This window comes from Mesorhizobium sp. USDA 4132 (assembly GCF_056279545.1).
This window is the reverse complement of record NZ_JBWCCP010000002.1, coordinates 143,160-156,800: the sequence shown is the minus strand read 5'-3', so window position 1 is coordinate 156,800 and position 13,641 is coordinate 143,160. Positions and strand designations below refer to the sequence as shown.

Sequence of the window (13,641 nt, the reverse complement as noted above, 5' to 3'; positions counted from 1 at the left end):
GTTCGATCCGACACGCGTCGTATCATCTTTGCGCGACACGGCGCGGAGCGGTGACCTCGACTGGCCAGTTGTTCTGCAAGGAACGAGCGTGCGATTGGGTGACCGTACCCTTGTTGCTCTCCAGCTGAAACTGATTGACCAGGTTTCGCAGACGGCTCGCCTCGGACGACAAGGAAGCGACAGCGGCTGTCGACTGTTCGACCATTGCCGCGTTCTGTTGCGTCGCCTGGTCCATGTGATTAACCGCGGTATTGATCTCAGCAAGCCCGGTCGACTGCTCCCGCGCCGACGTGGCAATCGCGTCCATGACCTGATTGATCTGGACCACGTATTCGCCGATCGACTTCAGCGAAATCCCGGTTTCGAGAACCAGTTTCACGCCGTTCTCCACCTCGGTCGATGACTTCTGGATAAGCCCTTTGATTTCCTTGGCCGCTTGAGCGGCGCGCTGGGCAAGCTCGCGGACTTCCTGTGCGACGACCGCGAAACCTTTGCCCGCTTCACCCGCACGGGCGGCTTCAACGCCGGCGTTGAGTGCCAAAAGGTTCGTCTGGAAGGCAATCTCGTCGATTACACCAATGATGTTCGAGATCTGCTGCGAACTGTCTTCGATGCGTCGCATGGCTTTTTCGGCTTCCGATACGACCGCTGCTGACCGCTGGGCACTGACATTGGCTTCCAGAGCCACGTTACGTGCCTCGTCCGTCCGTTTCGTCGACATCGCGACATTGGACGTGATCTCGTCCAATGCGGCGGCCGTCTCCTCGAGCGAGGCTGCCTGTTGTTCCGTGCGTTTGGAAAGGTCGTGGGCGCCGGATGCAATCTCGCCGGTGCCATTGTCTATGCTGTGTACCGTCTGCAGCACCGCGCCTATCGTCGTCCCCAATTGCCGAAGGGAAGCGTTGAAGTCTTCGCGCAATGTCTCGTATTCGGCCGCAAATTGCTCCGAAAGCTGGAATGAAATGTCACCCGCTGCAAGGCGCCGGAGACCTCCACCCAATGTCGTGGTCGCGAAGCGCAACTGTTCGGCCTCCCGGTCGGCGCGCTGCTGGGCTGCAGCGCGTGACGCTTCCATCTCGCTGCGCGATGCTGCCGCTTCGTTCTCGAGCCTCACGACATTGAGGGCATTCTGCCGGAAGATTTCAACGGCGCCCGCCATTTCGCCAACTTCGTCGGCGCGGCCGGCATAGGGAATATCGCTTTCGAGGTCGCCATCCGACAGTTGTTTCATGGCGGAGGTGATCCTCCGGATCGGATTGGCTACGCCGGAGATTGCAAATACGATGCCGGCCAGAACGATCAGCACCGCGAGCACGGCGATTGCCGCGGTCAATGCAAAAGCGGACTTCGCGGAGGCATCGCTGGCCGCCACGAAACCTTCAGCCTGGCTGAGAATGAAGGTGACCAGGTTTGTTATTCCCTTGTTCACCAGCTCGGCCTGCGATTCCATATCCGTCTTGAATAACCTGACCGCTTCAGGTGTTTTTCCGGCGTCATCAAGCGCGATCATCTGCTCCGCCAAGCGGCGATATTTGCCGAGCTCCGGTTTGATCTGATTGATCAATTCTCGCCCGCGTTCCGTGCGAACACCGTTTTCATATTCGGCAACCACCTTGTCGACGGCGGCAACGGCAGCATCGATTTTTCGCTTCCCGACGCCCAGTTCCTCTGCCGTATCGTCGAGGATGTACTGGCCGTAAACGAGTTTGAGGTCGAGAAAACTACCTTTGATCTCACGAGCCGTCATCAACCGCTGTAGCCAAAAAGTCCCGATCTGTTCAGCGTTGGCGCTGAGCGTCGAGATGGTGCTGAGCGAGACATAGGATAGACCTATCATGAAGATACTGATGATCGACAGCTTTAGGACGAGGGCTTGCTTGATGCTTGGGCGTTTCATGCTGCGGCTCTCCGATCAGAGGCTCTTGGGGTTTTGACCTGATTGCGGTCAGAACAAAATGTCGCACTAGATTGATAATTTAATATTAACTAAAATACGTCCGGATTTCGGTCTGGGTATCTCGACGTAGAAGATTGCTTTCACGGTCTCGCAACAGCACCTCGGAGTGGATGATGCCTGTCATTTATAAGCGCCTATATGCGCTACTTGAACTTTAGCGATTTATTTTATCCTTCCCGCTAACCTCCCATCTGAAATTGTTCCGGTCGAAAAGGCAGTGCTTGAGGAAGCTATGCTTGGTGCGGAAGTAATGGTCTTGCTGGAATCCTGTCCACTCGCCGCGCTCGTCGTGAACGCAGCGGGTTTTGTCATGTTTGCGAATGCCGAGGCCTGCGCACTCTTTGACGGTGCAGACACGCTGAATGGCACGAACGTTGCCGAACTCTTGGCCGGATGGCCACTCGACAAGCCCGATGGTTCACTGGTTCTCTTGCGCAGCAGGACGGGAGAAACACGAAGCTGCAACATCAGGGTTTCGTCATGTTCCGGTTCGAGTGAACCGATCACCGTGGTCTGGATAGAAGTCGGCGGGTCGGAAAAATCCGCCGGGTTTGCCGTTCGGGAAGCCAATCTTCGTCTGCGATATGTCATCGAGATGTTGCCGCAGGCCGTCTGCGTCTTCGACGCCAAGGACCGATACGTCCTTTGGAATCAGAAATACGCCGAACTCTATGCGGATATCGCCGAATACCTGACGCCGGGGATTCCGTTCGAGGAGATTTTGAAGATCAGCCTAGCAGGCGGCAGCATCCAGGAAGTCGTGCTGGACCAGAACGCCTGGCTTAGCGAACGCATGGCCAAGTTTCGTCAGGTCGCATCCCAGGAAGAGCGGCAAATGAAGGATGGGCGATGGTTGCGCTACGACGATCGCCGCACGCCGGATGGCGGTGCCATTGGAATGCGCATAGACATCACCAGTCTCAAGCAGCGCGAGGAATGGCTTCGGCAATTGTTCGAGGCAAACCCGATGCCGATGCTGCTCTGCGACGGCGACAGCCTTGCGATCCTTGAAGCCAATCACGCGGCGCTTCAATTTTATGGCTACGAGAGATCGGTCCTTCTGGCCAAAGCCGTTTGCGACATGCATGCCGAAGGCCAGGGTGAGGAGTTCGCCGCCAGGCTTCGTAATCTCGACGGGGACTGCGAAGCCCGCACCGTCTGGCGCCAGCGAACGGCGAAGGGCCGGGAACACCATGTCCTCATCTATGTCAGGCTGCTCCACGAGGGTGGCGACCGGCGGCTGCTGCTGACGATCGCCGACGTCAGCGACCGGGTGCTGGCGGAGGCCGAGGCCAACCGGTTGGCGCATCATGATGTTCTGACCGGCCTTCCGAACCGGATGCAATTCTACAAGGCTCTCGACGAGGCACTCAAACCGCAGGCGGAGGATGGCGTTGTCGTCGTCTACTGCCTCGATCTGGACGGATTCAAGCCGGTTAACGACACGTTCGGCCATGCCGCCGGCGACGAGGTTTTGAAGATGGCCGGTGAGCGGCTGCTTTCGGCCGCAGCCGGACATCTGGTGGCCCGCCTCGGCGGCGACGAATTTGCCATCCTCGTGAAGACCACGGGCCAGGCAGATACCGACCTTGCGGAACGGTGCATATCGGCCTTCAGCGCACCTTTCCAGATCAAGGGTTTTTCGAATCGGTATCGGCGTCAGCATCGGCATCGCCGCCGCAAGTGTCGCCGGCGGCGATCGTGAAACGCTTGTTCAGACCGCAGACCGTGCACTTTATCGGGCAAAGTCGAGCGGGCGCAACACCTGGCGGATCGCCGGAGACGAGCTGATGCCGGCGCTGATGACTGCGGGTTAACGCCGAGGGAATGTTTTCGCCCCGGCGACCGTTGTCGACGCCTTCGATCTCGCGGATGATGGAACTCGCCAAAAATTCCACCTGCTTTGGAAAGCTACACTCTCTCGCACCGGCATTTTGGAACAAACGGGGTCGGCCTCGGCTTTGGAAGCGGATAGTATCCTGTCATCGCGATTGGAAATGCTGGGGAGCTCGAATGATCGATCTTTATTATTGGCCGACGCCCAACGGCAAGAAGGTCTCGATTTTTCTGGAGGAAACCGGCACGCCCTATAAGCTGATCCCGGTACAGATTTCTCGCGGCGATCAGTTCAAGCCGGAGTTCCTGAAGATCAATCCCAATCATCGCATGCCAGCAATCGTCGATCACCAGCCGGCCGACGGCGGAGCGCCGATCAGCGTGTTCGAATCCGGTGCGATCCTGTTCTACCTCGCCGAAAAGACCGGCAAGCTCTGGCCGCAGGATTTGCGTGCTAAATACGAAGTGGCCCAATGGGTCATCTGGCAGATGGCCAACCAGGGACCGAAGCTCGGCGAAGCCGGGCATTTCCGCCGTTTGGGTGATCGCGAGGGCGACCAGTCCTACGCGGTGCGCCGCTTCACTGATGAGGCCAACCGTCTCTATGGCGTGCTGAATATGCGGCTGCGCGACCGCCCCTATCTTGCCGGCGACCAGTTTACGATCGCCGACATCATCAGCTATCCGTGGACGGTCGGCTGGCAGGTACAGGGCCAGGACATCAACGAGTTCAAGCATTTCAAGCGCTGGTTCGACGACCTGAGCGCACGGCCCGGCGTCCAGCGGGGGCTTGCTGTCGGCGCGAACCTCGCCGTCGACAATACCAAACTGCCGCCGGAGGAGCAGGAGCGAATCCGCAAGATCCTCTATAATCAACGGGCAATACCGGTCGCCGATTAGTCGGCCGGCTGCTAGAGTCCCGGCCATCCAAAAAATGCGCAATCGATAGAAACAATTCAAGGGAGCCAAGACATGAGCCTTCGTATCAACGACATCGCACCGGATTTCACCGCCGAAACCACCCAGGGCACGATCCATTTCCATGACTGGATCGGCAGCGGCTGGGCCGTGCTGTTTTCCCATCCGAAGAACTTTACGCCGGTCTGCACGACCGAACTCGGCGCCATGGCCGGCCTTGAGGGAGAATTTAAAAAGCGCGGCGTCAAGATCATCGGCATCTCCGTCGATCCGGTCGAAAGCCACGGCAAGTGGAAGAATGATATCAAGACGGCGACTGGTTTCGACGTCGAATATCCGCTGATCGGCGACCGCGATCTCAAGATCGCCAAGCTCTATGACATGCTGCCGGCCGGTGCGGGCGAAAGCTCGGAAGGCCGCACGCCCTCCGACAATGCGACGGTGCGCTCGGTTTACGTCATCGGCCCGGACAAGAAGATCAAGCTGATCCTCACCTATCCGATGACCACAGGCCGTAACTTCAACGAAATCCTGCGGGCGATCGACTCGATCCAGCTCACCGCCAAACACCAGGTGGCGACGCCGGCCAATTGGCAGCAGGGTGAGGACGTGATCATCACCGCCGCCGTTTCCAACGAGGATGCGATCACTCGCTTCGGTTCGTTCGATACGGTCCTGCCCTATCTGCGCAAGACCAAGCAGCCCACGGCCTGATATCGTTTCATCCAGACAAAAAGGCCGGCGGAGCGGATCGCTTCGCCGGCCTTTCGACGCGTTCCAGGAAACCGCCTCGCGCGGGACGAACCGTCTCAATAGACGGGATACATGCCCCAGAAAAAGCTTTCCGAATGTTCGCGATCGGGATCGCGGTTTTTGTCACCATCCTCGCGCACCTTTTCAAGCGGCGTGCGCTCGGTGCTTTCTGTGTCTGCCCTGCCCGGCGCCCGCCGGCTTAGTCCGAACAGATCAAACCCAAACAGGGATAAGCCACTAGCGATCATCGTCAGCCTCCGGTCGGTTGAACATCATGCCCACTCACTTTCGGGCCAAACCCTGCTCGGGTCAATGTAGTCTATCAAAACCCTATACTAATTCGTCAACGGGATGGAAACTATTATGTCCGAAATGTGGCAGTTGGCGAAATGCCGATCTTTGCAAGAGCCCTTGCGTCCCCTTCAGGCGAAGAAACGGTTGGCCGGTCGCGGCAGGCCGAGATGGTCGCGAAGCGTCGATCCCTCGTAGTCGGTGCGGAAGATGCCGCGGCGCTGAAGTTCCGGAATAAGCCGCTGCGTCACGTCGTCCAGGCCCTGCGGCAGGTAGGGGAAAACGACCGTAAAGCCGTCGCTTGCCTCTTCCGAAAGCCAGGTCTGCATCTCGTCGGCAATGGTTTGCGGCGTGCCGACAAAGGCGAGGCCCGAATAGCCGCCGTAACGCTGGGCGAGCTGGCGCACCGTCAGCTTTTCCTGTTCGGCGAGTTTGAGGACCTGGGCGCGGCCGGACTTGCTGGCGTTGGTCTCCGGAATTTCCGGCAGTGGACCGTCCGGATCGAAACCGGAGGCGTCGTGGCCAAGCGCGATCGACAGCGAGGCGATGGCGCTATCGTAATGCACCAGGCTGTCGAGTTTCGACCGCTTCGCCTTCGCTTCCTCGATCGTATCGCCGACGACGATGAAGGCGGCCGGCAGGATCTTCAGATGGTCAGGGTTGCGCGAGGCGGCGACCATGCGGCCCTTGATATCCCCATAAAGCGCCTTGGCAGCGGAGAGATCGCGTGGCGAACAGAAGACCAGTTCGGCGGTCTCCGCCGCAAGCTGGCGTCCCGGTTCCGATTGCCCGGCCTGCACGATCACCGGCCAGCCTTGCACCGGCCGGGCGATATTGAGCGGCCCGCGCACGCTGAGTTCCTCGCCCTTGTGGTCCAGCACATGCATCTTCTCCGGATCGAAGAAAATGCCGCTTTGCTGATCGCGGATGAAGGCATCGTCCGCAAAGCTGTCCCACAATCCGGTGACGACGTCGTAGAACTCGCGCGCCCGCTTGTAGCGCTCGCCGTGCTCCACATGTTCGTCGAGACCGAAATTACGGGCGGAATCCGGGTTGGACGTGGTGACGATGTTCCAGGCGGCGCGGCCGTTGCTGATATGGTCGAGCGAGGCGAACCGGCGGGCGACGTGATAGGGTTCGTCGAACGTGGTCGAGGCGGTCGCCGCAAGGCCGATCTTCTCGGTGACGGCAGCCAGCGCCGAGAGCAGCGTGAACGGCTCGAACGACGTCACGGTATGGCTGCGCTTCAGCGCTTCGGCCGGCATGTTCAGCACCGCCAGATGATCGGCCATGAAGAAGGCGTCGAACTTGGCAGCCTCCAGCTTCTGGATAAAGGACTTGATATGCCCGAAATTGAAATTGGCATCCGCATAGGCGCCGGGATATCGCCAGGCGCCGGTATGCAGGCTGACGGGACGCATGAAGGCGGTAAGGTGGAGTGATCTTGCCATGGGACGACGCTCTTGTGGGGTGAGAAACGGCTGATCGGCTTAAAGTAGGCATTCCCGTTTCACATGCTAAGCAACGTTGTTGCGCCGATTGCATCGTCCCGGAGAAATTCTCTCTCCTTCCGCTCAACTTGGCGTGACAATCCGCAAAACTCTCTCTTCGGCCACCAAAAAGAGAAAATTCAGTTCGTCCGACGCGTGCAATTAAAGCTTTATTCCTTCTCCCGCCCTCCGTGGCGTGGCTCAATGACGGACTTGATCCGGGAGGCGCACATGAGCAGGGTTTTCCATTTGGCAGGAAAGATCAGAGCAGTGGCTCCGTACCTCGCGACAGAGGACCAGGCGATCGAGGTGGCAAAGGGGCTTTCGGCGCGGATTGCCGAAGGGTCGAGCCACCGCGACCGGCAGCGACTGCTTCCGCATGACGAGATGGAACTGGTCGCCCAGTCAGGCCTGCTGGGGATAACCGTGCCCGCCGAATATGGCGGCGCCGACATTTCGAATGCCTTCCTGGCGGAGGTGATCGCCATTCTGTCGGAGGCCGATGCGTCCGTCGGGCAGATCCCGCAGAACCATTTCTCCATTCTCGAAGCTTTACGTCTTTCCGGCAACGAGGAGCAGAAGAAATATTTCTTCGGGCGGGCGCTCGCCGGCGAGCATTTCGGCAATGCCCTTGCCGAGTCCGGAACGAAGGCTGCGGGCGATATCGAAACCCGGCTTGTGCCGGAAGGCGTCGGCTATCGTATTACCGGCCGCAAATATTATTCGACGGGCGCGCTGTTTGCCGATTGGGTGGCCATCTTCGGTCTCGATCCCGAAGGCAAAGCGGTCATGGCGATCGTGCCGCGCGATGCGGAAGGGCTGACGATCGTCGACGATTGGGACGGGTTCGGCCAGCGCACCACGGCCAGCGGCACCGTGCTGATCGACAACGTCTACGTTTCTCCGGATTCAGTCATCAGCTACTATCGGAGTTTCGAACGGCATGCGCCACTCGGCTCGCTTGGCCAGCTGCTGCATGCCGCCGTCGACCTGGGGATTGCACGCGCCGCCTTTGCCGACATGGTCGGCTTCGTGCGCAGCAAATCCCGAGGCATCCGCAATGTCGGCATCGAGACGGCAAGTACCGATCCGCTGACCATTGCGCGGACCGGCTCGATCGCTGTCAAACTGGAAGCCGCGAGCGCGGTTCTGGAACGAGCCGGCCGCAAGGTCGATGTCGCCCAGATCAACCCGTCCTCGGAGACTGCGATCGAGGCCTCGCTCTCCGTCGCTGCCGCAAAGATCCTGACGACGGAGGCAGCACTCGACGCGACCAACGGTCTGTTCGAACTTGCCGGAACTTCTGCGACCAAGGAGGACCTGAACCTCGACCGCCATTGGCGCAACGCCCGCACCCATACGGTGCACGATCCGGTACGCTGGAAACATCACGCGATCGGCGATTTTCACTTGAACGGCAACGTCCCGCGGCCGAACGGACAGTTCTGAAGGAATACCGCGCACAAAAGGCGCAGCGGTTTGCGGCGGCGTCAGGCGACCCGGTTGAATTCTATTTGCCGCCGGCCTGCGCGTCGTCGAGAACGCCGCTTGAGCGTTTGGCGACCATCTGTTCCAGCGTCATGTTATCGAGGACCGCAGCGATTGCGTCGCGCACTTCCGTCATCGAATGACGGATCTGACAGTCTTCCGGATGGTCGCAATCGTCGCAGGGCTCGAACGCCGTCTTGCTGGCACAGCGGATCGGCGCCAGCGGACCGTCCAGGATGCGGACCGCCTGGCCGACATAGATCTGCGAAGCGGGCTTGGACAGCGCGTACCCACCGCCGGGCCCTTTTTTCGAACGCAGCATGCCGCCCTTGCGCAGTTCGAGCAGGATCGCATCGAGGAATTTCTTGGAAATATTGTTCTGCTGGGCGATATCGCTGACGAAGGCGGTCTTGCCGGGTTCAAGCTGCGCAAGGTGGACAAGCGCCTTCAGTCCGTATTTTCCCTTTTTCGTCAGCATCGAAGATCGAAATTCCGCCTCGCCCGTGTCCTTTCCCCGGCGTCCCCGCCGCGGATGTGACACCGATACAGGACCGGCGCCAAAGGTTCAACGTCGGTTTACTCGTCTGCTCTATTCTGCCGAAAGATCGCGCAATGTCCGCGGCAGCGTGTTCATGCATTCGGCTCCCGTTTCGGTGATCAGGAACTGATCCTCGATCATCAGCGCGCCGATGCCCTGCCCGTAGAACGGCGTCTCCAGCGCCACCACCATGTCCGGCTGGATGACTTCCGGATTGCCGGCGGAGAAGAACGGCCATTCCTCGATGCCGACGCTGCCGCCGACCGAATGGCCGAAATGGCCACGATCATAGTCTGCGAAGCCGTCCTTGCGCATAGAGGCGAGCATGGCCGCATGCACCGCGCCGAACATATTGCCGGGACGAAGTTCATCGAGCCCGGCTGCAAAAGCATTTTCCAGCGCTTTGAAGATTTCGCGCGGCAGTGGCGATGCAAGGCCATGGGTGAAGGTGCGTGCGCCGTCCGAGGAATAGCCGTCGACCAGCGTCCCGACATCGGCCTTGATCAGCGCGCCCGGCGTCACGACCGCCGCCATGTCCGAAAGATCGGCGCCGATCGAGATGAAGTCCCAGTGGCCGCTCAGCCCGAAGCCGCCTTCCGCCGCGGCCTCCTGGGCGCCCGCCTTCCAGGCGCAAGAGAGTTCGGTGAGCCGTGCGCCGGGTTTCACTGCCGCCGCCATGCGGGCGAGCCCGGCTTCCGCAGCCTTGGCGGCACGACGCAGCCGTTCGATCTCGCGCGGCGTCTTGATGGCCCGCAGACGGCGCAGCACGTGCGAGCCGTCGGTCCAGGTTACCGTCGGCAAAGCCAGTTTCAGGGCCTCGAAATCGGCGGTCGGCATGAATTCCAGGTCGGCGCCGATCCGAGCGCGATCAAGGCCACGCTCGTTCAGCAGATCGCCGAGCAGGTCGAAACAGGCGGACCGATCGAACGTTTCCGGCCGAGGTCCGAAAGACCCGAGCCGGCGATAGGCCTCGTTGACCTGCTCGACGCTCTCGGCTCCCGTTAGATCGAGCATGTCGATCCAGATGCGATGGGTGCGCAGGTCCACGTCTGCCGCGGCCTTGCGGATTGAGCCGGCGGCGTGGTCGCTGGCGATTGCGGCGAGACCAATCGAGGCATCGGCCGGCACAAGCGCGATTGCGGCACCCGCCCTGCCCCACATGGTCGCGACACCGGCCGGCGCGCCGATCGCGTACCGAAAGGCTTCAGGCTGGAAGATCACCAGCGCGTCGAGGCCGGCTTGCGCCATCAGGCGCTCTGCATGGCGGCGGTCGATATCACTCATCGCATTCTCCAGAACCACCGCTTCGGCTGCCGCATCGCGCTCGACGAGCTCGGCACCGGTTATTCGTCGCTGAGCTATATGAGCCGTTTCCCAGTCGATATCGTCAAGGTCGACCAGTCCTCAATCCGTTCGCTCACAGAACGGACGGGCGACATTGCCGACGCACCGGCCTTGAAAGGCCGGCACGTGCTGCTCGATGTGGTGCGGCGGATGGGTTTCAATGTGAAATAGCGGGCGAGGCGAGCCTCAATCCGCGATTGGCACGATCTGCGCGGGATCAATCTGCAGCCAGGCCGGCGCGCCGACCTCGAAGACGTCCGCCGGCGGCGCGGCGACACGGAACTGCAACCCGCTGTCCGTCGACTGGAAGACGTAGTCCCAGGTCTCGCCAAGGAACGAGGATTGCCGCACCGAGCCCTGCAGGTTGATGGCCTTTTCCCGGGGAGCCTCGGTCGCGGACAGCTTCATCGCCTGCGGCCGGATGGAGACGGTGATCGGGCCGCCGCCAGAAACCTCTTCGCCGATCATCGCCAGCGGCACACTGAAGCCCGCAAAGTCGATCATGTGGTTACCGCAATTGCCCGAAAGGAAATTCGTGCGGCCGATGAAGCTCGCCACGAACCGGGTCTTCGGCCGGCTGTAGAGCGCATAAGGGCTGTCGATCTGTTCAAGGCGGCCGTTGTTCATCACGGCGATACGGTCGGAAGTCACCATCGCCTCGCCCTGGTCGTGGGTGACATAGACCGAGGTGATCTTGAACTCGTCATGCATGCGCTTGATCTCGAAGCGCATTTCCTCGCGCAGGTTGGCGTCGAGGTTCGAGAGTGGCTCGTCGAGCAGCAGCACGGCAGGACGGATAACCACGGCGCGGGCGAGCGCCACGCGCTGCTGCTGGCCGCCGGAAAGTTCGGCCGGATAGCGGTCGGCGAGATGGCTCATCCGCACGGTTTCCAGCACCGCGCCGACGCGTTTCTTGACTTCATCGCTCGGCAGCTTGCGCAGGTTGAGGCCGAAGGCGACGTTCTGCGAGACCGTCATGTTCGGCCAGATCGCATAGGACTGGAAGATCATCGACATGCCGCGCTTTTCCGGCGGGACGGAGCCCGAAGGCGCCGACAATATCTTGCCGTCGAGCTCGATCGAGCCGGAGGTCGGGTCGATGAAGCCGGCGATCATCCGCAGCGTCGTCGTCTTGCCGCAGCCGGACGGGCCGAGCAGCGAGACGAATTCGCCGGGCTTGATATGCAGGTCGAATTCGAGCACCGCATCGACGGCGCCGAAACGGCGACCGAGTTTCCTGAGGATAAGTCCGTCCATTAGCTTCTCCTCAACATGAAGTCGCGTCCGAGATAACGCATCCCGATGGCGACGACTGCGACAATGATGATCAACAAGAGTGAACCCAGCGCCGCGAGCTTTTCGAGCTCGCCTTCCTCGCTGAGATCGAGCAGCACGACGGAAACGACGCGCGTGGTGGGACCGACCAGGAAGATGGCGGTCGAGAGTTCCTGTGCCGCCGGCACGAAGATCAGCAGCCAGCCCCCGGCCAGCGTGCGCTTCAGGAGCGGTCCGACCACATGCCTGAGCGCCGTCACCCGCCCGCCGCCGAGAATGCGCACCGCCTCTTCCATTTCCGGATGAATGCTGCGCACGCCGGCCGAACTGGTGGTGAAGGCGATCGGCAGGAAGCGGGTGACGAAGGCGAGCGCCATGATCGTATAGGTGCCGTAGAGCGCGATCGGCGGCAGGGCATAAGCCGCATAAAAGCCGATGGCGAGCACGATGCCGGGCACGACATAAGGCGAGACCGCGAGGAATGCGAGCAGGCCCGAGAAGGGGATCAGCTTGCGTTGCACGATATAGGCGATGAACAGCGCCAGCGTGATCGCCACCGTCGCCGCGACGATGCCGAGCCCGATGCTGCCGACCAGTGCCTTTTGCGAACTGGAATGCTCGAAGAGCACATAGTGGAAGTTGGAAAGCGTCAGGTTGCTGAACGAGAAGCCGGCCGTCCAGGAGTCCGAGAAGGCGGCGAGAAGCAGCACGAACATCGGCATCAGCACCGACAGCGCCACGACGCAGAAACAATAGCCAAACAGCACCCAGCGCCATCTGCCGAGCTTGACGATACGGCGCTCGCCGCCCTTGCCGCTGACCGAGACATAACCCTTGCGGCGCAGGATCAGCTTCTGCAGCCCGAGCATCACGGCGGTGATCAGCAGCAGCGGGATCGAATAGGCGGCCGCCACCTGGATCCGCAGCGGGAACGAGAAGAACTCGGTGAGCTGGATGACCACGACCGGGTAGCGCGCCGGGATCGAGATCAGCGCCGGCACGCCGTAGAGCGCAATCGCACCGAGGAAGGACAGAAGAGCTGCGCCGATGATCGCCGGCATGACCAGCGGGAACGTCACCTTCATCGCCGTCTTGAACGGCCCGGCGCCGAGGATGTTGGCGGCATCCTCCATCTCCGAATTGATCATCTCGAAGGCCGAGCTCACCAGCACGAAGACGAGGAAGAAGCCGCCGATCGCGGTGACCAGCACCAGCCCGCCGAAGGAGAAGATGTTGACCAGCGGTTCGGTGGAACCGGAGAGGCTGTGCCAGACGCGATTGATCCAGCCGGTATTGGGGCCGGCCAGCAGGATCCAGCCGACGCCGGCGAGATAGGGCGGCATGATGAAGGCGCCGAACACGCTGTAGCGTACGAAATTGCGGCCCGGCATATCGGTGCGGGTGCAGGCCCAGGCGAGCGGCACGCCGAAGGCCAGTTTCAGCACGACGACGACGGCGCCCATTTTCAGCGTATTGGTGAGCGCCGTGATGTGACGTTCCTTGCCATAGGCCTCGACATAGTTGTGAAGCGTCCAGCCGCCGGTCTTGGCATCGGTGAAACTGGAGACGACGAGTGTCCACATCGGCGCGACAATCAGCACGACCAGGATGCCGGCGAGGAACAGCCAGAGTAGATTGGCCGGCTGCAGCCGCTGGTGCCAGGGCACACGCACCTTCACCGGCTGGTCGTCCGACCAGGTGGTGGCTATGGGATGGGAAACACTCGTCATGATCGGCGCTCGCTTTGTCAC

At 60.9% G+C, this 13,641-nt stretch carries 12 protein-coding genes and 1 pseudogene; 6 read left to right on the top strand and 7 right to left on the bottom strand.

The genetic code is table 11. The features are described 5' to 3' along the window. Positions 1-22: 22 nt before the first annotated feature. Entirely contained in the window at positions 23-1,897 is a 1,875-nt protein-coding gene (locus ACZ9IU_RS23590; RefSeq protein ID WP_040123878.1) for a methyl-accepting chemotaxis protein, read from the bottom strand. 316 nt (positions 1,898-2,213) lie between these two features. On the opposite strand from ACZ9IU_RS23590, the gene ACZ9IU_RS23585 reads away from it, so the two are divergent. The 4 genes from ACZ9IU_RS23585 (at position 2,214) to ACZ9IU_RS23570 (ending at position 5,425) form a co-directional block, all read left to right on the top strand. Then, positions 2,214-3,662 carry a diguanylate cyclase domain-containing protein gene (locus ACZ9IU_RS23585; RefSeq protein WP_275452119.1) on the top strand — a complete coding sequence of 483 codons (1,449 nt, stop codon included), beginning with the start codon at positions 2,214-2,216 and terminating at the stop codon, positions 3,660-3,662. Further along, a complete protein-coding gene (locus ACZ9IU_RS23580; RefSeq protein WP_498957845.1) occupies positions 3,604-3,774 on the top strand; it encodes a diguanylate cyclase domain-containing protein in 171 nt (56 codons plus the stop codon). The genes ACZ9IU_RS23585 and ACZ9IU_RS23580 overlap by 59 nt, the downstream gene beginning before the upstream one ends. A 196-nt stretch (positions 3,775-3,970) precedes the next feature. Then, positions 3,971-4,693: a glutathione binding-like protein gene (locus ACZ9IU_RS23575; protein WP_040123879.1), complete on the top strand. Its 723-nt coding sequence runs from the start codon at positions 3,971-3,973 to the stop codon at positions 4,691-4,693. 72 nt (positions 4,694-4,765) lie between these two features. Further along, a complete protein-coding gene (locus tag ACZ9IU_RS23570) occupies positions 4,766-5,425 on the top strand; it encodes a peroxiredoxin (protein WP_040123880.1) in 660 nt (219 codons plus the stop codon). 95 nt (positions 5,426-5,520) lie between these two features. On the opposite strand, the gene ACZ9IU_RS23565 is transcribed toward ACZ9IU_RS23570, so the two are convergent. Continuing rightward, positions 5,521-5,712 (bottom strand): hypothetical protein, encoded by a 192-nt coding sequence (locus tag ACZ9IU_RS23565; RefSeq protein WP_040123881.1) that lies wholly within the window; start codon positions 5,710-5,712, stop codon positions 5,521-5,523. 174 nt (positions 5,713-5,886) lie between these two features. Continuing rightward, a complete protein-coding gene (locus ACZ9IU_RS23560) occupies positions 5,887-7,206 on the bottom strand; it encodes an LLM class flavin-dependent oxidoreductase (RefSeq protein WP_040123882.1) in 1,320 nt (439 codons plus the stop codon). A gap of 270 nt (positions 7,207-7,476) precedes the next feature. On the opposite strand from ACZ9IU_RS23560, the gene ACZ9IU_RS23555 reads away from it, so the two are divergent. Continuing rightward, a complete protein-coding gene (locus ACZ9IU_RS23555) occupies positions 7,477-8,694 on the top strand; it encodes an SfnB family sulfur acquisition oxidoreductase (RefSeq protein ID WP_040123883.1) in 1,218 nt (405 codons plus the stop codon). Positions 8,695-8,755: 61 nt separating this feature from the next. On the opposite strand, the gene ACZ9IU_RS23550 is transcribed toward ACZ9IU_RS23555, so the two are convergent. Both ACZ9IU_RS23550 and ACZ9IU_RS23545 read right to left on the bottom strand, forming a co-directional pair. Next, positions 8,756-9,211, bottom strand: coding sequence for an RrF2 family transcriptional regulator (locus ACZ9IU_RS23550; protein ID WP_040123884.1), 456 nt, complete (start codon positions 9,209-9,211; stop codon positions 8,756-8,758). A 111-nt stretch (positions 9,212-9,322) separates the two neighbouring features. Further along, a complete protein-coding gene (locus ACZ9IU_RS23545) occupies positions 9,323-10,555 on the bottom strand; it encodes a M24 family metallopeptidase (protein ID WP_040123885.1) in 1,233 nt (410 codons plus the stop codon). Between the two features lie 15 nt (positions 10,556-10,570). Between ACZ9IU_RS23545 and ACZ9IU_RS23540 the strand changes: the two are divergent. Then, positions 10,571-10,711: pseudogene (locus tag ACZ9IU_RS23540) on the top strand (EAL domain-containing protein); the annotation flags it as partial. A gap of 90 nt (positions 10,712-10,801) precedes the next feature. On the opposite strand, the gene ACZ9IU_RS23535 reads toward ACZ9IU_RS23540, so the two are convergent. Continuing rightward, positions 10,802-11,872, bottom strand: coding sequence for an ABC transporter ATP-binding protein (locus ACZ9IU_RS23535; RefSeq protein ID WP_040123886.1), 1,071 nt, complete (start codon positions 11,870-11,872; stop codon positions 10,802-10,804). Continuing rightward, the gene (locus ACZ9IU_RS23530) at positions 11,872-13,620 is read right to left on the bottom strand and encodes an ABC transporter permease (RefSeq protein ID WP_051900237.1); all 1,749 of its coding nucleotides are present in this window, start codon (positions 13,618-13,620) and stop codon (positions 11,872-11,874) included. The genes ACZ9IU_RS23535 and ACZ9IU_RS23530 overlap by 1 nt, the downstream gene beginning before the upstream one ends. Positions 13,621-13,641: the final 21 nt, after the last annotated feature.

Bases quoted from the DNA above. Each gene is read 5' to 3' on its own strand.
- ACZ9IU_RS23570 (WP_040123880.1), top strand. From the start codon at position 4,766: ATGAGCCTTCGTATCAACGACATCGCACCGGATTTCACCGCCGAAACC.
- ACZ9IU_RS23565 (WP_040123881.1), bottom strand. From the start codon at position 5,712: ATGATCGCTAGTGGCTTATCCCTGTTTGGGTTTGATCTGTTCGGACTA.
- ACZ9IU_RS23575 (WP_040123879.1), top strand. From the start codon at position 3,971: ATGATCGATCTTTATTATTGGCCGACGCCCAACGGCAAGAAGGTCTCG.
- ACZ9IU_RS23550 (WP_040123884.1), bottom strand. From the start codon at position 9,211: ATGCTGACGAAAAAGGGAAAATACGGACTGAAGGCGCTTGTCCACCTT.
- ACZ9IU_RS23530 (WP_051900237.1), bottom strand. From the start codon at position 13,620: ATGACGAGTGTTTCCCATCCCATAGCCACCACCTGGTCGGACGACCAG.
- ACZ9IU_RS23535 (WP_040123886.1), bottom strand. From the start codon at position 11,872: ATGGACGGACTTATCCTCAGGAAACTCGGTCGCCGTTTCGGCGCCGTC.
- ACZ9IU_RS23555 (WP_040123883.1), top strand. From the start codon at position 7,477: ATGAGCAGGGTTTTCCATTTGGCAGGAAAGATCAGAGCAGTGGCTCCG.
- ACZ9IU_RS23560 (WP_040123882.1), bottom strand. From the start codon at position 7,206: ATGGCAAGATCACTCCACCTTACCGCCTTCATGCGTCCCGTCAGCCTG.
- ACZ9IU_RS23545 (WP_040123885.1), bottom strand. From the start codon at position 10,555: ATGAGTGATATCGACCGCCGCCATGCAGAGCGCCTGATGGCGCAAGCC.
- ACZ9IU_RS23590 (WP_040123878.1), bottom strand. From the start codon at position 1,897: ATGAAACGCCCAAGCATCAAGCAAGCCCTCGTCCTAAAGCTGTCGATC.